General features: G+C 50.6%; 16 protein-coding genes. 6 read left to right on the top strand and 10 right to left on the bottom strand.

Features of this window, described 5'->3' with window-relative positions:
- Positions 1-315: 315 nt before the first annotated feature.
- Together JW881_08960 and JW881_08965 are read left to right on the top strand one after the other, a co-directional pair.
- Positions 316-858, top strand: a complete 543-nt coding sequence (locus JW881_08960; protein MBN1697629.1) for a hypothetical protein — start codon at positions 316-318, stop codon at positions 856-858.
- A gap of 286 nt (positions 859-1,144) precedes the next feature.
- Positions 1,145-2,644: an ATP-dependent DNA helicase RecQ gene (locus JW881_08965; GenBank protein MBN1697630.1), complete on the top strand. Its 1,500-nt coding sequence runs from the start codon at positions 1,145-1,147 to the stop codon at positions 2,642-2,644.
- A gap of 65 nt (positions 2,645-2,709) precedes the next feature.
- On the opposite strand, the gene JW881_08970 is transcribed toward JW881_08965, so the two are convergent.
- From JW881_08970 to JW881_08990, 5 genes are all read right to left on the bottom strand, one after another.
- Positions 2,710-3,315 carry an HPF/RaiA family ribosome-associated protein gene (locus tag JW881_08970; GenBank protein MBN1697631.1) on the bottom strand — a complete coding sequence of 202 codons (606 nt, stop codon included), beginning with the start codon at positions 3,313-3,315 and terminating at the stop codon, positions 2,710-2,712.
- A gap of 19 nt (positions 3,316-3,334) precedes the next feature.
- On the bottom strand, positions 3,335-4,501 hold the full coding sequence (locus tag JW881_08975) for a hypothetical protein (GenBank protein ID MBN1697632.1): 1,167 nt from the start codon (positions 4,499-4,501) through the stop codon (positions 3,335-3,337).
- Positions 4,482-5,123 carry a hypothetical protein gene (locus JW881_08980; protein ID MBN1697633.1) on the bottom strand — a complete coding sequence of 214 codons (642 nt, stop codon included), beginning with the start codon at positions 5,121-5,123 and terminating at the stop codon, positions 4,482-4,484. The genes JW881_08975 and JW881_08980 overlap by 20 nt, the downstream gene beginning before the upstream one ends.
- A gap of 270 nt (positions 5,124-5,393) precedes the next feature.
- Positions 5,394-6,140 (bottom strand): single-stranded DNA-binding protein, encoded by a 747-nt coding sequence (locus JW881_08985; GenBank protein MBN1697634.1) that lies wholly within the window; start codon positions 6,138-6,140, stop codon positions 5,394-5,396.
- Positions 6,137-6,568, bottom strand: a complete 432-nt coding sequence (locus JW881_08990) for a YbhB/YbcL family Raf kinase inhibitor-like protein (protein ID MBN1697635.1) — start codon at positions 6,566-6,568, stop codon at positions 6,137-6,139. The genes JW881_08985 and JW881_08990 overlap by 4 nt, the downstream gene beginning before the upstream one ends.
- A gap of 90 nt (positions 6,569-6,658) precedes the next feature.
- On the opposite strand from JW881_08990, the gene JW881_08995 reads away from it, so the two are divergent.
- Positions 6,659-6,835 carry a hypothetical protein gene (locus JW881_08995; GenBank protein MBN1697636.1) on the top strand — a complete coding sequence of 59 codons (177 nt, stop codon included), beginning with the start codon at positions 6,659-6,661 and terminating at the stop codon, positions 6,833-6,835.
- On the opposite strand, the gene JW881_09000 is transcribed toward JW881_08995, so the two are convergent.
- Positions 6,830-8,428 carry a glycoside hydrolase family 9 protein gene (locus tag JW881_09000; GenBank protein ID MBN1697637.1) on the bottom strand — a complete coding sequence of 533 codons (1,599 nt, stop codon included), beginning with the start codon at positions 8,426-8,428 and terminating at the stop codon, positions 6,830-6,832. The two genes, JW881_08995 and JW881_09000, sit on opposite strands and share 6 nt — an antisense overlap.
- Before the next feature lie 300 nt (positions 8,429-8,728).
- Between JW881_09000 and JW881_09005 the strand changes: the two genes are divergently transcribed.
- Positions 8,729-9,853, top strand: a complete 1,125-nt coding sequence (locus JW881_09005) for a hypothetical protein (GenBank protein ID MBN1697638.1) — start codon at positions 8,729-8,731, stop codon at positions 9,851-9,853.
- Positions 9,853-11,397: a hypothetical protein gene (locus tag JW881_09010; protein ID MBN1697639.1), complete on the top strand. Its 1,545-nt coding sequence runs from the start codon at positions 9,853-9,855 to the stop codon at positions 11,395-11,397. Before JW881_09005 ends, JW881_09010 begins: the two co-directional genes overlap by 1 nt.
- On the opposite strand, the gene JW881_09015 is transcribed toward JW881_09010, so the two are convergent.
- Positions 11,381-13,357 (bottom strand): hypothetical protein, encoded by a 1,977-nt coding sequence (locus JW881_09015; protein ID MBN1697640.1) that lies wholly within the window; start codon positions 13,355-13,357, stop codon positions 11,381-11,383. The two genes, JW881_09010 and JW881_09015, sit on opposite strands and share 17 nt — an antisense overlap.
- On the bottom strand, positions 13,335-13,949 hold the full coding sequence (locus tag JW881_09020; protein ID MBN1697641.1) for a sigma-70 family RNA polymerase sigma factor: 615 nt from the start codon (positions 13,947-13,949) through the stop codon (positions 13,335-13,337). The genes JW881_09015 and JW881_09020 overlap by 23 nt, the downstream gene beginning before the upstream one ends.
- A gap of 315 nt (positions 13,950-14,264) precedes the next feature.
- Here JW881_09020 and JW881_09025 point away from each other — a divergent pair, with 315 nt between their 5' ends.
- Positions 14,265-15,968, top strand: a complete 1,704-nt coding sequence (locus tag JW881_09025; protein ID MBN1697642.1) for a thiol-activated cytolysin family protein — start codon at positions 14,265-14,267, stop codon at positions 15,966-15,968.
- Positions 15,969-16,213: 245 nt separating this feature from the next.
- Here the strand turns inward: JW881_09025 and JW881_09030 are convergent, their stop codons facing one another.
- Entirely contained in the window at positions 16,214-17,983 is a 1,770-nt protein-coding gene (locus tag JW881_09030) for a hypothetical protein (protein MBN1697643.1), read from the bottom strand.
- Positions 17,984-18,165: 182 nt separating this feature from the next.
- On the bottom strand, positions 18,166-19,572 hold the full coding sequence (locus tag JW881_09035; GenBank protein MBN1697644.1) for a hypothetical protein: 1,407 nt from the start codon (positions 19,570-19,572) through the stop codon (positions 18,166-18,168).
- Positions 19,573-19,890: the final 318 nt, after the last annotated feature.

Below are 19,890 nucleotides of genomic sequence, written 5' to 3' on the forward strand. Positions count from 1 at the left end.
ACAGCTAAGAAATCTCCTTCCTCATCGTATCGATCCGAAGCTGATTACCGAAGAAAAATCCTGACGGGTTGAAATTGACGGTTACTCAGATACGGACTTGTATATAAATATTTCTCTCACAAAGCACATAGAGAAATTATTTTTTTATTTTCATTGTGTGTTTTGTGAGATAAATTTACTCCCCCCTTGGAATATAAAGCCGTGTCAATATTAAGATTTTGTCAACTTTTCATGTCTCCTCTATATAAAATCAAAGTAATTTGCACTTTTTCAGCGTTATACAATGTATGAAAATAATCACTCAAGGAGGGACGAATGAAAGCATCCGATCCTCATGAATTTCATTTAATCATTACCGATATTATGAGGGAGAAACTGCGCAATCTGAAATTATTCGGTTCAAGCCGATCGTTATCCGGTGTCATTGTCCGGATTGTGTCCCTTGTCGATCCTTTGATTATAAAGGAACATAAATGGGGAAGGCAAAGGATGAGTCGGTATAAATCGGTCTCAGATAATCCCGCAGAAAACCGGGAACATGTACATGTTTATTTTCCCGAGGATGTGTACCGTAAGATCAAGTTGCTGCATGCTGATTTGAATTGTTATAGTATCGCACAGTTTTTGAGAGGGTTGTTGGAACTGTTTTTAGCGATGGTGGAGAGATATGGCAATAGAGTCTTTGAAGAATTTGAGAAAATATTTAAGCGATGGAGTGTTGAGGAGAGGAGATTACAGCAGTCTACTCGAAAGAAATTACGACAATTGTTTACGATAATTAAGCATCTACCGAGACGAAATAGATTAATTTCACTCTATACGAATCATTATTCACCAATTTGGATACTTAGGCTATAAAACACATCCATAAACCACACCCCGCTTCCTGCATCTACACGCCTCACGGACCAGTCAGAATAATTGTGCCTGACAAGTAGAATATAATCATGCACATAATATACCGGGCCGAACAGACTTCTAACTCAAAGAATCAAATAATCCACTAAAATAACCAAAACTCCCTTATATCCCTAATAATTATATGATATATAAACCCGGTAGACCACCCGTCCCTCTCTTGACAAAACAATACATGTTACCCATGATGCATATAATCCTCAAAACCATTGCCGTGAAAAAGATTATGGAAACAGAAGCAATCATCCAGACAGAAGACCCGGTCGTCTCCTGCGCGCGGGAACGTTTTTCCATTCCCTATCTGTATCCCTATCAGCGCTGTGCGATCGCCAATATTCTCGAAGGCGTACACCAGATCGTTATCCTGCCCACCGGAGGAGGAAAATCTCTCTGTTACCAGCTGCCGTCACTCCTGCTCGAAGGTCCGACACTTGTCATCATGCCCCTCCTCTCGCTGATCGCCGACCAGAAGCGAAGTATGGGTGAAAAGGGAATTCCCGCCGGGGTGATAACGGGAGAACAATCGATGGTCGAGCGAGCGGATATTTTTAAAAAGGCCGGGGAAGGTTCGATCCCCATCATCCTGACCACCCCCGAGGCGGCCCTTTCATCGAAAATCATCAAGCAGCTGTCCCGTCTTGCCATATCACACCTCGTGATCGACGAAGCGCACTGCGTAAGCGAGTGGGGGGAAAGTTTCAGACCTTCATACCTCGACCTCTCCCGCCTGATCAAACATCTCCGCGATCCCCTCGTCACCGCGTTTACCGCGACCGCCGCAGAGACCGTCATTCAAAAAATAAAAACCATCCTCTTTTCCGATACACCGGTGGTCACGGTTATGGCTAATCCGGACAGACCGAATATTTCCTACCGGGTAATACCTGTTCTCAGCAGAAACCACGCGATTACCCGGCTTGCCAAAACCGAAAACCGGCCGGTCATCATTTTTACGAGAAGCAGAAAAGGAGCGGAACGGACCGCCCGTATGCTCAGACAGCGAATGGCGGAAGACGGCATCTTTTTCTATCATGCCGGCCTGAACAGGGAAGAACGTAAGGATGTGGAGGAGTGGTTTCTCCGTTCGGAGAACGGGATCCTCTGTTCCACATCTGCCTACGGAATGGGGGTGGATAAACCCGATATCCGTACCGTGATACATGCCGATATTCCCCCTTCCGTCGAAGCCTACCTTCAGGAGTCCGGAAGGGCGGGAAGGGACGGAGGTTCGGCGGAAGCGATCCTCCTCTACGGAGAGGAAGACATCCGTTTTACCGGCACGATTACGGATGAAGTGCGAAAAAAACGGTTCGAGAGAATCCTTTCATATGCCAGAAACGACTCGCATTGCAGACGTGCATACCTTTTGTCGCTTTTGGATTATACCCTTGACGATCTCTGCTCAGGCTGTGATGTCTGTCACAGCGATGTTGTCCGGGAATATGAAGGAGAACGGCTGATTCTTGCGTTTTTCAACAGAAATAAACGGAGGTATACATTACGCGAGGCGCGCCAGTTGCTTGCGGGAATAAAAACATATGAGGTGGTGCAGAAAAACCTCGATTTTGCATATGGGTACGGCCTTCTTTCCGAATGGCATACCGATGATATCGAAGAGGCGATCGAACTGCTCGTCACCGCAAATAAACTATACATACCGCAGCGGGGGTTCTGGAAACGGAGGATCACTATCCGGTCTCCAATGAAGAACGATCGAAGGTCCTGATCTGACGGGCAAAACGAACCGGCCGACACGGCAAAGGCGCACCATTTAGCGGTGCCATGTTCCCTTCAGTCAACGTACCGATGGCCCCCGCCCCGGCCGCCGCCGTGAATCCCGGGCTTGTCTTCGATATGTACACTGGTTGCCTGCAAACCGTCTTCGCCCAATTCGCTTGAAAATCTGACACCCGTGCCTATCGAAAGCCGACCGAATTCGTTATGAACGACGCTGTTTCTGTGAAAATATATATCCTGTCCTTCGAGATTTTTGATAAAGCCGTATCCTTTATCCGGATAAAGTACCGTCACGATACCCTGTACCCGATTATAAGGGTGGGTTTTCACTTCTCCACGCTGTTTCAGTTTTGTCGAGTGAACCTGCTTTCGCGCCGCTTTGAAAGCGCGCCGAATCATGGTCGCGGGATCGACACGGGAGTCCCCCTTTTTCGGTTTTTCCACGACCGCTATCTCATGACCCGGAGGAATCGTTATGTCTATTCGCACACGGTAAGGATTCGCTGTCATTCCGTGTTTCTGATCCATTTCAACGGCGACACGGCAGCTTGTTATATGATTATGATATTTATCCAGTTTCACGGCCTGTTTTCTCACCAGCTCTTCCATTTCCCGGGTTTCCCCGATATTGCGAAACGATAATTGCAGCGGTACCTTCATAAAAACCTCCTTTTCCGTATCAGTAACGGTACACGGCGACGGCCCCGGCACCATCCGGCATTCGCCCTTTATCCAGTAAAAGCACATCGGCACTCTGTCTGAGGGACTGCAGCATCGCCTCATCATAGAGATCAACGTCTCCGGCCTGTTGTTGTGCATGGATTTCAATGTGATTCGTATCGGGCTGGACAACACCCCATTCGTGTATTCCGTCCACGACTCCCAGCCGCTGCACCCTTCCTTCAAACGCAGCCCTTAGAATGTCCCTGATGTCGTAAGAAGTCCGTTCCGTATGCTTGAGTTCGTCGAATTCATCGAGAAGAAGCTCTTCCGTTTGCCTGAAAACAGGGCCGACGATATCCCATGCCCGCTGCATCAACTCCTGACGCTGCATATGCGCCGGATTTCCATCGATACCCTCTTTAAGCATCGATGGATATGTGTTGGCTTCAGTATAAAGGGGATGCAGATAATCGACCGCGGCCAAAACCAGGGGGATTTTTTTTGAAGTAATCCAGTCATTCAGCGCCCTGTCGATCCGGCGGAAAAAACGAAGGAGATTTTTCTTTTCCTGGGTCCGGTCATTGCCCGATCCGTATCCCTGTCCGTGATAGATGACCGGCATTTTCCCCGCCGGTCCACCTGAAGCCGCGGAATGATACTGAAATCCGGATTCCGGCTTATCGATACGCAAGGCCTCATTCATGCCGCGGGGCATTTTCTCGGGATTCAATTCGGCGAGTGTAAAGCGGGAGCCCTGGTACAATTTTACTTCATGTTTGCTTACGGCCAGTAAAAAATATCTTCCATTGCCGCTCACCAGTTTCAGCAGGGGTTTGAGGTAAAAATGACCGGAGACGATGACCGTCTCTTCACACTCGACCGGGAGTTTCAGGCTTCTTGCAAAACCATCGGAGAGAAACATGGCCAGCCCCAGTTTCTGCCGCTGCTGAAAAAAGATATTTTTCAGATGGGCCCATCCGGTTTCGAGCAGTTCGTCGCGTCCGGATTTTCTAACACCCTGCGCCTCGAGCATTTCGTCCGCGCGGTTGAGCATGTTTTTGAGGCGGGATGAGTTTTTAGTGTAATCCACCGCCACATATGTTGTCGGAATATAGATCGATACGCAATGTTCTCTCTGCAATGATATGAGTTCCTTGATATGTTCATACTGTATCAGATTCATGGTCCATCCCTTCCAGTATTCGTAATACCTCCTCATCGGTTAAATCGCGCCAATGCCTGTACACCTGCGCAACGGCCTGAAAAAAAGCGGGTTCCTCGAGTATGACCAGATCATCCGCCTGATCTTCGAATAATCTCCGGGCGCTTTGGCCGGCAACGGGGACGGCGACGATAATGCTGCGGGGGTCCTGTTTTTTACACATGGTAAACGCCGCCTGCATTGTCGAACCCATGGCAAGGCCGTCGTCGATGAGAATAAGGGTTCTCCCGCATAACCCGGGAAGCGGATTTCCATGCCGTAACGAGGCGATTCGATCGCGAATTACCTCTTTTTGCACTTCGATTATACGGGTGATAACATCATCAGGCAGCCATACGCGGGCCTCTTTTTTTAGATAAACACTCCCGTCTTCCGCGATGGCTCCGAATCCCGCCTCGGAATTATCGGGTAACGGAAGTTTGCGCGATACGAGAAGTAAAAGATCGGTCTGAAGCCGCCTTGCAACCGGAGCGGCAACGGCGACACCGCCTCGAGGTATGGCTATGACAAGCGGATTCTCATCCCTGTATTTTATGAGTATTCCGGCAAGTTGTCTGCCCGCGTCTTTCCGGTCCTCAAACATACCGTATCTCCCCGCCCGCTTCGTACACAGAGCTCTTTCGCCCGGATATATCCGTGTCAACAATATTCCGGGAAGCGTCGCCTGTTTTGACAAATATATAAAATATACAACAGGGAAAACATGTCTCCGATTCACTTTTTACTGATGTTTTTCACATTTCCGGAAGTCGTTCTCTTTCGGTAGAAAAAATGCCACCGTATATGGAGTAATGTCCTTTATAAATCGTTTGATTATGGTAATCAGGTAATCAACGGGAAAAAGGTGTTCTTATCACTCCCACACCCCCATGTCCTTGAGTTTCCGGACAACCTTACCGGCCCAGCCGGCGTTGGCTTTAGGGCTCGCGGGACTCGGATGAAGAATACCGCCGATTATATATCCGCCCTTTTTGAAAAAATCATCCTTTCCGAGGCTGTCCCTGATCCTTTTTTCAGCAAATACGCCAATGCCGATAATATAACAAGGCCGGAGTGTAAGAATGGTCTTTTTCAAGAAAAAATCGCAAAGATCGAACAGGGACTCGCGGTCCTTTTTACACAGCTTGTCCGGTGTAATGTTTTTCCCATCCGTATCAAAAAATGCCAGGGGACAATAATTCCCCACAAAATGGCTTTTAAAAAAGATTTCCGCGTTCCGAAAGCGTTCGCTTACCAAACCCCAGAGACGTTTGCCGCTTTGTTCCCGGCGTCCGCAGGCGAAACCCAGAACAGGCCGCTTCGGGTGTGTTGTCCGGGGCTGATCGACATGACCTTCGATATGAAGCCATTCTTTGACCGATACCGTATCCCCGAAAGGAATCCCGTTTTGAACCATTCCCCACGGACCGGGATTCATACCCATGAACAGGACTCGCTTCCCGCCGCCGGCGTACCGGTTCATGTATGCCTCATGGGGTTCCCATGCGTATTCAAGGGGATTATAGATATAAGCGACGGGAGAAGAAAGGTGCAAAGCGCCCGCCGCTTTGGAGAATTCCCTGCTTACATCGGCAGGGATGGCGTCCGTCCCGTCTTTCACCGTCTGGAATATACTCCCATCAATTCCGCCTTGCCGAGGATATGACCGCTCATTACGTTCATGAGTTCCTTTTTTGTAAGCCCCTCCCGTTTGTCCGGCGAAAAATCAAGGGCGTACAGCCTGAAATAGTAGCGGTGGGTCCCGGCGGGGGGACACGGTCCGCCGTAATCGAGTTTGCCTAAATTGTTCCTCCCCTGTTTTCCCGGAACGCTGTTTTCTCCGATCCTGCTTATGACCGGAATATCGTAGACCACCCAGTGAACCCACGTCCCCGCGGGCGCGTCGGGATCATCCACGATAAGGGCGAGGCTTTTTGCTCCCGAAGGAACGTCTGCGACGGACAATGGCGGATTCACATCATCGCCGTCACATGTATAACGTGACGGAATACGCGCCGAATCGGTGAAAGCGCTGCTTGTCAATGTCATACCTTACCTCCATTTAAAAATTTTTCCATGTTACCATTGCTCATACCATTCACGATGAGTCCGCATTAATCCTCGGCAGGTTCGAGGGATATGCTGACATTGATATCGGTTTCTCCGGCGATGGATAAAATGACAAAGTCCCTGATCATAATGAAAAAAATAACCTGTATCTGTTCGGACTGTCAATCGATCCGGCCGGCGGAAGGAATTTCAATCGAACCCGGTACGAACGGCCCGGAAAAGACGAAAGACCTCCCGATTCTATGAACCGGAGAGAAAACCGGCAAGGGCGTAGATAAGCGCGCCGTTCCAGTTGACGGCGATTTCGTTCGTCTCGTAGCTGGCCTGTTCATCGACCCAACCTGTTGCCGTATGACCGCCGCCCACAAGATAGCCGGGCCACGGGTCATCTATCGAATCCGCACCGGATCGTCTGTCGTGGGGATACTTCGGCGGATGATATCCCACCCCCGTCACATATGACCGCCCGTAACAGTTTCTTCCCAGAAGATGGGATATCGCATCGAGGGCCGTATCGAGATATACCCGATCGGAAGAGACCATGTATGCGGCCCGAAGGATAAGCGCCTGCCGCGCGACCGTGCCATTGCATCCCCAATAATAGGAAGAACCCATCGGTCTGCCATAGGCATTGGAGCCGGCGGCCGCGGCCAGATCGTCCGCAACATCGAGAAGACTCGTCCCGATCGCTTCCGTCAAAGCCGCAGCTTTTCCACCCCGCTCGGAAAAATAATAGGTAAGCATCCCGAGGTTGCCGACCGAGGGCCAGTCGAATTGGCTGTCGATTTTCGGTGATTTATTTCCAATACGCGTCTCAACATCGTCAAGGTAACCGGATTCACCGGTCGTCTCCCACAATTCGGCGGCGGCCCATAGGCGGTCGTCCGCATCGTCCGTCTGATAGCCGCCCGTTGAAAAGGCCGAAAGATCGGCTTCGTGATTCCCCGGGTTCGCATCCAGCCATGTGCAGCTTTCTTCCGCCTTCTGGAGACAACTCGCGGCAAAAGCCGCATCATACGGTTGATAAATACGCGCGGCCTGGGCGAGCATCGCAACGAAATCCGCCGTTGCCGCACTCGAATAGGGTGCGAAGTAACGGTTCGATGTGTCGTTTTGCGGCATCACGAAACCTGAAAAGTTTAGGGGGGTGAGTTTGTGGCATACACGGTATGTCCCGTCGGTATACTGCATCTTGATGATAAAATCGAGTTCCCATTTGATTTCGTCCAGATAATCGGGAAGAGTGCCCCCTGTCTCAGGGATGGAAAGCGTTACCGGTTCGAGAATTGTCTTGAAGTGCTCCCATGCCTTGAACATCATCCCCACGGTAATACCGGCGTTGACCGTATATTTCCCGTAGTCGCCCGCATCGTACCAGCCGCCCGTCCCGTCCCGTATGACATTAGCGCCGGTGATATAGGTAAGATAGCCGTCATTGAGGTGCGAAGCGGAATGGGAAAAGGTTGTCCCGTTATGACTTCCCGAAACGGCGGTGCCCGAACGCCAGAGATACATGCCCAGCATCGCCGTATGAAAGGTCGTGCGGTAAACATCGGCATCGATCGTAAAACGGGCCGATTTTCCGACGCCGGGAACCTCCATAATATATATGCCTGAATCGGTAAAGGCGGAAAAATCTGCGATATAGACCGTTTCTCCCGTATCACCGCTTGAAAAGGGACCGGTGATGCCGCCGGAATGAACGACCGCTTTGCTTGCGGCGTCGAGGATGTCGAACGTTGAGGCCGCCTTCGCGACCGTCGCCATTTTGGGACTGTCCGGTGGAAATCCGACTGAATTGAGTCGAACATCGAGGGTGGGGAGAGCCGGATCGTCCATCGGACAGCCGGACATTATAAAAATGAACAAACATGCCAACGATAGTATCGAAAAAATCTTCATACCTGTCATTATACCACATATGCCGGCGATTGCAATCACCGGCGGTTTCTCTGCACGAATGAACGGGTAATCGTTCACGGGGTACACGGAAACCGTCCATCCGGTTCGGGATGATATTCAAAAGTTATACGATACAGTGGTATTGAATTTAGGGCATCGATGGTGTACTGTTACATTCAAATAATGAAAAAGTTCATTCATGGCAACCGTATACGGACAGGAATATTAGTTTCTCTCTTGCTGGCAGTTCTGATGCGGGTGGGAGCGGGAACGGTATCGGAACCTTCCGAAAATATAGTCAGGCGTCCCGTCATGCTGCTTCCTGTACGAAACATTACCGATAATCTCGAATACGCTTCGCTTTCATATACGATTTTCAATGTTTTCACGATAAACCTCAAAAAACAGGAATCGCTCGTTCTTCTCGAAGACACGCTGAATATTGCGGGAAAATGGGAAACCAATGGTTTCGATCGCCTTATCAGGGGATTTGAGAAGGCTTATGAAGTGGAAACATGCGTCATGGGCGAGTATTATGTTTCAAATGAAGTACTTACCATAACGGTGACCGTCGTCGACGTCGTTTCCCGCCGCATCAAGGGGTGTTATGTGAAATCGATGCCGTCGGACCAGGGGCGGTATGACATCCTTGACCGCACGTGCGGCGAGATTGCCGTCGCTATTGCTCGAGAACTTCCCGCACTCGACAGGGAAGCGGTAATGCAGAAAGAGATTACTTCCCGTTTGCGACAGAAGCTGGATGCGGATGAACGGCTTCTCGATTCGGTGCTGAAAAAACATCATGAATTTCGCTTCTATCCACTGACAGGCCTGAGCCTGGGCCGCACCATTATTTCATGGTCGGCTTCAAAACCGTCTCTTTTTATTCCGCTTCGAATCGAATATACCTGGCTTTTCGGCGAGACATGGCACTTTTCGGCCGGTCTGGAATATCAGATTATTGATGTGATGGTCGAAGACATTGAAAAAACAGAGGCGGGAATCGATCTTCTTGTGGGTCTCCATTCGCGATCCCTCTTTTCGGTGGGGGTGGAGGCGGGAGTGGCGCTTACCTACGATTATAACGCTTCCTGTTCTGCACTCGCGTCCGAAGAGGATACGGCACCGGCGGCAAGCCGGATTTCTTTTTCCATTCCCCTCGTACTCTCACTCGCCTTCAATGTCGATCCGGTTTATTTCATCGGCTTCCGGCTCGTCTGTTACGGTCTTACATGGACGTACGAGTCTTCCGCTTTCTCCGACTACACCGACGGCAACGAGAAACTCCTTTATGCAAACGGATTTTCACCCCTGAATTTTGTCTGCCTTGCGCTTCACGCTTCAATCGGGGTCCGGTTTTAATGAAATACCGTAAGGTCCTGTTCATGCTGTCAATCATCGCCGCGGTTCCCTTCTCCGGGCAGGGTGAAACGATAAAGCCCGTTATCGCCATTCTTGAATCCGGCAGCCGGGGCATCTCCGGAACAGACTGTCAGACACTCATCGATCTTCTGGGCGCTAATTTACTCGAAACAAACGAGTGTCATGTCATCGGAAGACTCGAACAGAAGAAGCTTCTCGATGCGGCTGAATTCGGGAAGAAACAGGGGCTCTCCAGGCGGGATTACGAGGAAGCCGGTCGCCGTCTCTTTGCCGACTTCATCATCGTGATGAGTATCGATAGCGAAGGCGAGGCGGTCGTCCTTTCAGTCGAACTTTTCGATACGGTTTTCTCACGGATCATAGAAAACCATACGAATGAGTTTGGATCCATTGACGCACTTGCCGTCTTCATGCGGCCGCTTTCGAGAAAAATACTTCAATCCATACTGCAGACCGATCACCGGATTGATCCCGGAGAACGGGTACTCGAGACGTTGAGTCCGGTAACGGTCAAGGAACGTATTCTCTTTCTCCTTCCCGCTTTTGCAAATGACGAAACAACCGCCAGGGTGAGGGAAATACTCCACCGGGTATTGCAGGGCATCATTACGAGCAGGCGATTCATGCCGTTTATTGCAGAAATTTCACCATTGAACGGGACCCCTGAAAGGAAAGAGGCAGAAGAGATACTTTCCGCGAGTGATTGTCATTACGCCGCCATGATAGTAAACGATAACGGGGTATTCCGTTTTGTCGTTTTCGGGGAAAACAATGGCGATCTTTACTCCCGAACGATCGGTTCGCTTCAGGAACCGGAAATAGAAGCTGCCGTCATCATCCGTATGATCGAGGAAAAGCTTCCGTTTCTGTCCCAGGATATCCTCGCCGCCGAATTAAAGAAAAATATACGGGTGGAAGAAAAACTCGGTGATCTTCTGTCCGCTGAAAAAATTCTCGCCCGGCGGTGGACCGTATCGATCTACCAGAAACTGGTAAAGCCGGCCATGCTCTACTATTACACACCGATGATGTGCGTTCTGAGTTTCGAAAGCGATATATGCTGGTATTACGGCGCCATGTTCGGCCTGGGGGCCGGTTACGGTTATTCATACAGCTACCCCGGAGCGTTCGACCCGCTTATGACGACGCTTCCCTACATCCATCAACATGAGATACGCCTAATTCCTTTCTCGTTCAGAACCGGAGGAAAAATCGGCTTTGCACTCAATGTCGTCACCGCCCTGACTATACATAATTCCTGGTATATAAAAAAACACGATATCGGCGGTGAGTATTCTCTGACCTGGTCCGACGAGAAAACAATATGGTTTTTCAAGGCGGGCATCAATGCGGGGCTTACCATCAACCTGGGCGAACCGTATGCCCTGTACTGGAACGGTCTCTTTTTCAACTTTGCCTTCTCGCCGATTGACTTCTACGATTACGGCGATCTTGAAGGGGACATCCACACCAGACCTTTTTCAATCGACGTGGCGGGCCTGGGGTTTATCTTTCGGTTTTGACTATTTCGTATACCTTACCGGAATTTCCGGCAAGATACACCGTCGCATCCCGAACGATCGGTGAAGCAAAGAAAGCTTCTTCTACATTAATCGGGTACCTGTATTCAACAGTTCGGGCCGCGATATTATATACGAGAAGTTCTCCTTTGTCCGTACCGCTATAGAGACGGCCGTCATGAACAGTCGGTTTCATCGTCCGCAATATCCTGCCTGAAAGCGTTCCACCGAAAACATCGGCGATATGCTCAGCCGTTCCCGAAGCGGTATCGAACATAAAAAGCCCGCCGTCGTCATAATAACCGAAGAGAAATGTTCCGAATGCCGTGAGGTCCGCGGTTACCATTTGCCCGAGAGGCCATTCCCCCCGCTTCCGCCCGCCGGAATCGAATCCGATGATCATGGGACAACTGTCTTTCAGCACGTAGGCATAGATTATTCCCCCGGAATCAATGAAATTGACGAACGATTTACCCTCAAGCTCGTTTTTCCAGAGAAGCGATCCGCCGCGGCTTATCATGGCGATGTAGTTTTCATAAGAAGCCCCGACGACAATACCCGCTTTTGTGACAAGCGGACTGACGGGAAAGAGTTCGTCGTACACCTTGCGAAGTTCGGGTTCCCTCTCGTCCCGTTCAATGGTGTAATAACCATGATTGAGAACGGGAATATAATAGGTTCCGCCGTCACCGGCGGGATAATAATTGTCTTCCGCACTGCCCGACGGGGGAAGAGACATCTCCTCCCTGACCGCGAGGGAATACCGATCGAGAATATATACCTTCCCGGTTGACACGCAGCAGATCGTGGTTTTCGAGACGGCCGGTTTTACCCTGAAAATAGTGCCGGCGGGAAAAGACGGCCCTTTACGAAGGGTACCGCCGTTCAACCCGTAAATACTGTTCTGTGTGATAATATAACCGCTTCCTTCATCCGGCACTGCCGCGATGAAATTAATCCTTCCTTTCCGAAAACTCGCGTCACTTATGTTCCCCGCTTCATGAACGGTGAACGGTTTTTTTTCGGCGTCCCGTGCCGGTTCAGGAAGGGGAGTAGTGGCCGGTATCGGGCCGGTCTCCTCACGGGAAACCGATAGCCCGATCACGCCTTCCATGGCAAGGAATCCCTCATGCCGGGAAAGCATCGCATCATCGACCGGCGGCAGTACGTCAAAGGTTTTATCGAACTTGACCGCTGCTTCTATAAGAAAGTCGTCGATGCTATACGTCCTTCTCTCTCTCTGCACTACAATGTGGGCCTCTTCTCCCGAACGAAGCGTGAAGAGTTCCCGTTCGTCTCCTTCTTCCAGCCTGAATGCATCGATCCTGCCTTCAAAACAGAAAACCCTTATATGTTGCCCCGCGCTTTGGAAAAGTGCCCTGGTTCCCGTAAGCATGAAGGTATAGCCATTGACACGGACGCCAAGCGATTTGTTATCGTCGAGTTTCCCGTGCTTGACGACATATGCGCTTCCCCGGCTGAAGGAAACAAGATACCGGCCGGAAGCTTCGGAACCGGTAACGACCTTAAAGTCTGTGCCGGGGAACAGCCTGAAACGGATATTATCTCCCATGCCGAAGTCGGAGGTGACGCCGTCCGGAACAGTCACCCGTTCTCCTTCTTCGATAACGGAACCCGCCCGGAAGCCGGCGGTTCCCGGTGTATCGGAAATCGCGGAACCCGAAATCAATATCGCTTTCTCCCATGTCCCGCCCGCCGGCTTTTGAAACAGAAAAAAAACCGAAATAAAAACCGGGATCAACAGGGGGATGAGAAAAACGAGTGAGAAAGCGGGATTGTAGATGACGGCTAAAAAGGGATTATGGCGGGAAGCCTTCTTTTCCGTATATTCGGCGATACCTGAAACAATTCGCGTCCGGGTTTGACTGCCTGCCGTCGGCAGGGCGGTCGCATGGCGGATGAGTATCTTCATTTCGGCGTCACTGAGGTTTTGATGTCCCATACTCTTTACCTCCTTTGCCGTAACGGTAGATTTTCTCCTTTGCCGTTTTAGCGACCTGTTCTTCCAGTAATTTTCGTCCTCGATAGAGAATGTTCTCCACCGCTTTTTCCGTCTTGCCCATAGCGGCGGCAATCGCCGCCACACTCTCTTCCCTTACATATTTCGCTTCAAGGGCCTCACGATACTGCCCGGGCAGCCGTGAAAATCCTATTCTAAGGATAAGCGCGTTTTCACTCTCGATCGTCTCCGCTTCCGGCGCGTTGGCAATGCTGTTGAGGATCTCCCTCTGCCCGGCCGCTACCGTCTCGACCCTGATGAGTTTCTGCGCGCGTTTTTTTTTCCTGTAGTGGTCGACAACCTTCGAACGGGCGATACGGTAAAGCCACCCCATGACATTGCTGCTCAGCGTATGCGAATATTCGATTGCCCTCAGATAGACTTCGGAAAGAATGTCCTCCGGCGTACTGTGGCCATTGCGCACCTTGAACCGTATGAAATTGAGGAGGGCCGGCCATGTTCTTGTGTAGAGTTCTTCGAATGCCGCCTTCTCCTTCTTTCGCAGCCGTTTTATAAAGTCACCCGAAAACTCCATGCATCCCTTTCTATCAATGACGTTTCCCGGACAAAAATCTCTCACATTTTTATCATAAAACGCAATAAATAGAAAGTGAAAATCAAACGGATTATCGATGATGTTTTTAATTATCCGATTTTTTTTGAGTGATTTTACCGTGTGAAACGTCCTCAATGGCAAATACGATTGCCTGGCAATAAATTATTTGAGAGAAAAGGAGGTTTGTGATATAATAGGGACTTTCATATATACCGAAATTTGAATCCGGTGTATAAAACGTCATTGCGATACAATATAGAATGCTATTATAAATAATTTATTAAGGAGTAAGTTATGAAAACATTAAAGAATATAGGTATATTTTTGGCCATCGCCGCCATCGGTGCGGCAATGACGGGATGCGGCGTCTGGGATCCGCCCATTGCCAATGCCGATTCGATCGACGACAATATTCTCAATTCGATGAAACCGGTCCAGCCGGCGTATACCCGTGATATCATGCTGAGAAGTTATGATTCCCAGGACGGCGACGATGCGATATACAACTTCGAAGTCGTCCGCGGTTATACGAACCTCTCGTGTTTCGATCCCGGAACCCCGATCATCTGGCCGGGGGCGATACTCGACGGGCAGAGCATCGTCGACGGTTCCTACAGGCCGATTATCGAAGACAGGGCCCCCCTTACCATCACCTGCACGATCGGCAATACACAAGAATCGGTATCGGAAACAATAGAACACCCCACCTATTCGAAGGTGACCAATGCCTTCAACAGAATTGTTTTCAGGAACGGGGAGGTATCGGTTCCCGCGTGGTTCAATTATTCTTCTTCTTCTATCTATTCATACGAGCATCTTCTCGTCGAACTCGGCATCAACGCGCACGCGGGGTTCAGCAGTATCTTCGGCGGGATTCAGGGTTCCCTGAAGGAAAGGTTCGATTATTCCAATACGGAAATAAAAACCAGACTGCTTGTCAAATTTTATCAGTTTTACTATTCATGCAATATCGACCAGCCCTCGAAACCGAGCGACCTTTTCGACGAATCGGTCGGATGGGACGACATCGACCACCAGATCACCGACGGGATCGTTCCCGGTTACGTCGCTTCGATCAAATACGGGAGAATGCTTCTTTTCTTTCTCCAGTCTTCGGAAGAAGAAACGACGGTGCGGAACGCCTTTGAAGCGGCGCTGGAAATAGGCTATTGCGGCTTCACCGCAGGGGGAAAGACGGAACTAACCGTCGAACAGGAGTCCGTTCTCAATCAGAGTACCATCGAAATCATGGTGCTCGGGGGTCACAGCCACACGGCAATGCCCATGACAATAAACACCGGCGATATGGCGGAATGGCTGACGAGCGATCAAAACGCCTATATAAGCACACCGGTCGTGCCTCTTTGCTATGAGGTCGATTACCTTTCCGACAACACATGGATGCTGCTTGTCATGGGGGCGAGCGGGCAGTACCGGATCAATGACCCGGATGGTTCACCCCCGACACCCACCGATCCGCCCGAACAACGCACTAAGGTATACAGCAATCCAGGCACCGAATACTGGACCCCGCCTGACAATCTTGCGGGCGACATCATCACCGTCACCATGGTCGGCGGCGGCGGAGGCGGCGGAGGTGACTATACAGGCATTGCATATGGACCTCATACCGGTAAAGGGGGAAAAGCGGGAGAAAAAATCGAGGGAGAAACATTTTCCATCACGATGACTGATACACTGCGTATCAGGATCGGCTCGGGCGGCTCGGCGGGAATCCCCGGCCATACGGATCCGAGTAGTACGGTGCCGGCAACGCCGGGAGGAAACGGCGAGGCATCGGCGATTTATATTTCGGGTTCGGGTGAACTAATAATACAGATCGCAGGCGGTGACGGCGGGCATGCCGCAACGGCCACAGAATCGTATGATCCCGACGGCAAACCGGCCGGATTCATCGACGGCATCGGCGACGGTGGCGACGCGAACTGTCCGGGAGGCGACGGGTATGTGAAAATCACCTATATGGTGAATCCGTAAACGGATAAATGATATAAGGATTAAAGCCGGGCGGCATAAAAAATCCGCCCGGCTTTTTTATGCCGTATGTTCCTTAATAACATATTGTCATTGATTCGGGCTGTCTCGAGGGACGGAAGAATATCGCGAAAAGAACAACCGGGTATCAGTCTCCCGATGTGCCGGTTTTACACTCTTCGCCGAAAAAAAAACCGGACAGCCCCGAAAAGGGAACCGCCCGGTGAGGTTGTTTCAGTTGCGTCCGTTTACTGAAGCGAAGGAACGCTCCAGGGAGCCCATCTGTTCTTGTCGAAATTGAAATTGTTCTGGTCTTTCATGATACTCGTATTGGCGCTTCCGCCCAGAAGGAATTTGGTCACGAAAGCGTTGACATCCGGAGACTGTGAAGAGGGCAGCGAACAGTGGCCGTGATTTGTCGAGATGGAGTAACCCATATTGTCGGGAATACCCAGCGCTTCAAATACATAATGGGCGGCCCGTGAAGCCGTGAAAACACTTTCCGGTCCCAGCCAGTCGATGTTGTTGCCGATCACGAGCACGGCCCGCGGCGCGCAAAGGGCTATCAATTCGTGATTGTCGACGGGGAGTTTATTGACGTTATTACAGAACTGGTCCAGATTGGCGCTCATCCAGGGATTTTCACCAATGATCTGGCATATTTCCTGGATATTCGCACCCTGGTTTTTAAGGTACGTGGAAACGCGCCAGCTGGAGGCCCCGCCGCTTCCGGATTCCTGCGGTATGGTGAGTGCGATACGGTCGCAGAATGCACCGACGACCAATGCCCCTTTACCGTTGCGGGAACAGCCGGTAACACCCAGCCTGGTGGTATCGATGTTGGCTGAAGGAGTCTGTTCCAGGGCGGTAATCAGACAGTCGACCCCCCATGCCCAGGCCATTGTGGCGCCCGCGGAATGGCCGCTGCCGTAGAGATTGTAGAATTTTCCCTGACCACGTGAACCGCTGCCGCTCTGGGCCGCGATCTCGTCATTGGGGAAAGTGATTGAAGCGACACCGCTGAAACTGCCGATTGATGCGCCGCCGATACCGATCATGGCCGGGTAGGGCCCTGAACCGCCGGGAGTAGAAATGCTGCACGAAAAAGAAATACTGTTGCCATTGTAGGAAGCCGTGACGTTGATACTGCTGCCGCTGAAAGAACCGGTGACAGTGGGTACCGCGGGTTTCTCGCCGTAAACGAACCGCTGGAGTAGAGCGGATATTTCGGCGCGGCGGCACGTCCAGTCATCCTTTCTGGTCATCTTCGATCCGCTCATAAACGTAAACGGGTCGGGTAGTTCGGAAATATTCGGCAGCGAATTGAAAGAAGGCATCGACGGTATATTACACTCTCCTCCACCTGTCGGTCCAGGGGTTTCCGGAACGGGTGTCTCGGTTGCCGGACCAGGTGTCGCGGTGGGACCTGTCTGAAACTGGATATATCCGTTGCACTGAAGCATGTCGCTGTAGGACCCCCCGCAGGAACCGTCAATGTACACCCCGGTATTGACTTCCTGGTCTTCCGCCTGGTAGGTGGCGCCGTTGTAGATAATATAATCCACCTGTATATCCCTGCCGTTCTGCTCCTGATCGTCATTGGTAAAATGGACCTCGATAACGCCTCCGGTAGCACTGGCAGTATAATCCTGATAGCTGGTGGTCATGCTCCAGGTAGCGACGATGCTGCCGTCCACATGGAGTTCCATGGTTTCCCCGCCTATCGTCCCCCTGGCCCTTACCGTGATGTTGTCTTCTGTCGTTCCTCCGAAATCACATGAAACAAGACCGACATAGCATTGTGCGATCATCAGCGCATCCACGATGTTGATGGTGCCGTCTCCGGAAACATCCGCATATGCGCTGTAGAACTCGGCAGGGGTCAGACCGACATAGTGCTGCGCAACGAGCAAGGCATCGACAATATTAATACTGCCGTTGGCATCGACATCCCCCATACTCTGGGCGAAAATGGCGCAAGGCAAAATCAAAAAAGCAAGCAGAAACAATTTTTTCATTTTTAAAACCTCCTGTTTAATAATGTTTTTTTCACCCCGGCAATGCGCACGTTGTTGCTTTACGCCCGCATGTTACGCTTTTTTTCCGGCTGAAAAAAACCTTTTTCCCAAAAAAGACCCATATATAATATTGGATATCCTTTTCCGTCATATATCCAAAAATCAGTTATATCAATAACATCCTAAAAGTTGCAGGAGACGAGTCCCACATAACATTGTGCAATCCGCAGGGCATCGACGATATCGATGTTTCCGTTCCGGGTGACATCCGCACGTTCCGTGTTGAAATTCGACGGCGACAGCCCCACATAATACTGTGCGACTAAAAGGGCATCGACGATGTCGATACCGCCGCTTCCATTCACGTCCCCCATCAAACCGGGCGGCGAGGTGGAGGAAGATTCTGAAAACAATGCCAGATCGACGGCGTCCGCCATTTTCTGATACCCCGCGACATTGAGATGCAAATGATCCCCGCTGTCGTAGGAACCCAGCAAATTAACGGGATTCCCCGGATCGCGTACCGCCGCATCGAGATCGATCACGGCGTCGAACCTGTTGCTTGTACGAATCCAGTCATTGACCGTCTGGCGCGCGCTTTCATGAACCTGCGAATAGTATTGCGATCCGCCGAACGGGAGGATCGGGACACCGTAGACCAAAATATTCTCCGCGTGCGCCTTGTCGATAAACTCTTCATAGGCGGAAATCAGACTTGCCGCCACAGTCTGGCTTCCGCTGGAACCGATATCGTTTACTCCTTCTAAAATGATCAGCCAGCGTATGCCGCGCGCGCCGAGCACATCACGATCGAAGCGGGAACGGGCGGTCGGTCCCAGCCCCCCGGATAAAACGGCGTTCCCCCCTATTCCCTGGTTCAATACGGCGGCATTGGCCGTATTCGGATTCCCGGCGAGGCGGCGGGCGAGGTTATCCGGCCATCTGTTGTTCCCGTTTGTCGTCGATCCCCTCCCGTCGGTGATCGAATCTCCCAGGACGACAATCGCTCTGGAAGATTCACCCGCCATGACATCGATCGCGCTCAAGATGTACCAGTGATCGGTCGTTGCGGCCCCGGACATCCCGGCGGCCGTCACGGCGTTTCCCGACTGAAGATAAGAGGTTGTCCTTGAACCGGGATGTCCGGTGACGGCGGATGAAGTCGAGCCGAAATAAATACTGACTGCGATATTACTCAGCGGGGCCAGATTATAATCGAATGTATCCGAAAAAACAGTAGCGCCCGCCTGGATAGTGACGGACGGCGACCCTTGAAAACTCATAGCTTTGTCCGTTGCCGTATTGATGGAACTCCCCCCCGCAGAATCTGCCAGATGGACGGAATTGATCGTTACCGGACTGTTGCCGTACTCATTTGAAAACTGGAGCCGCAGCCTGCTTCCCCCTGTGGAAGCATGGACGACTTGTCTGAGTGTATTGTTTGTCAATCCCGGAGAAGGCGGATTATTTGATGTTTCTGTCAATTGCTGGCCGCTTACCCATGTACCGACCCAATGGTCGGCGGCAGAAACCATTTGTATCGCGGCAACCATGCACAAACATAGAATAGTATACCTTTTTTTATCCATGATGAAAGAGTGTCCTTTATTATTTCTATTTTTCCTGCATCATTTTAACCGGTTTTTACCATCCATACTTGAAATTTTATTGATAAATTCTTGGAATTCTAATAAAAACACCTATAGCCGGTATTATTTAAATACGGCATTGAGGTTATTGTCGTATGTTTTATTTATTTATGACATTGACGGTTTTTTTTGTAATACCCGTTTCGGCGTCCGTACCGGCTAACAGCCCGTTTTCTCTCAATCCATTCCGTATTTTTACGTTTACGGGTATGGAGGGGATTGCCTTTTTTTTAAATATATTACATTATAGACCATTCC

It is taken from the genome of Spirochaetales bacterium (assembly GCA_016930085.1).
Classification (GTDB): Bacteria; Spirochaetota; Spirochaetia; order SZUA-6; family JAFGRV01; genus JAFGHO01.

Coding starts and splice junctions, on each gene's coding strand:
- JW881_09035 (MBN1697644.1), bottom strand. CDS start 19,572: ATGGATAAAAAAAGGTATACTATTCTATGTTTGTGCATGGTTGCCGCG.
- JW881_08990 (MBN1697635.1), bottom strand. CDS start 6,568: ATGACATTGACAAGCAGCGCTTTCACCGATTCGGCGCGTATTCCGTCA.
- JW881_09015 (MBN1697640.1), bottom strand. CDS start 13,357: ATGGGACATCAAAACCTCAGTGACGCCGAAATGAAGATACTCATCCGC.
- JW881_09020 (MBN1697641.1), bottom strand. CDS start 13,949: ATGGAGTTTTCGGGTGACTTTATAAAACGGCTGCGAAAGAAGGAGAAG.
- JW881_09010 (MBN1697639.1), top strand. CDS start 9,853: ATGAAATACCGTAAGGTCCTGTTCATGCTGTCAATCATCGCCGCGGTT.
- JW881_08960 (MBN1697629.1), top strand. CDS start 316: ATGAAAGCATCCGATCCTCATGAATTTCATTTAATCATTACCGATATT.
- JW881_09025 (MBN1697642.1), top strand. CDS start 14,265: ATGAAAACATTAAAGAATATAGGTATATTTTTGGCCATCGCCGCCATC.
- JW881_08975 (MBN1697632.1), bottom strand. CDS start 4,501: ATGAATCTGATACAGTATGAACATATCAAGGAACTCATATCATTGCAG.
- JW881_08980 (MBN1697633.1), bottom strand. CDS start 5,123: ATGTTTGAGGACCGGAAAGACGCGGGCAGACAACTTGCCGGAATACTC.
- JW881_09000 (MBN1697637.1), bottom strand. CDS start 8,428: ATGGACGATCCGGCTCTCCCCACCCTCGATGTTCGACTCAATTCAGTC.
- JW881_08965 (MBN1697630.1), top strand. CDS start 1,145: ATGGAAACAGAAGCAATCATCCAGACAGAAGACCCGGTCGTCTCCTGC.
- JW881_08970 (MBN1697631.1), bottom strand. CDS start 3,315: ATGAAGGTACCGCTGCAATTATCGTTTCGCAATATCGGGGAAACCCGG.
- JW881_08995 (MBN1697636.1), top strand. CDS start 6,659: ATGCTGACATTGATATCGGTTTCTCCGGCGATGGATAAAATGACAAAG.
- JW881_09030 (MBN1697643.1), bottom strand. CDS start 17,983: ATGAAAAAATTGTTTCTGCTTGCTTTTTTGATTTTGCCTTGCGCCATT.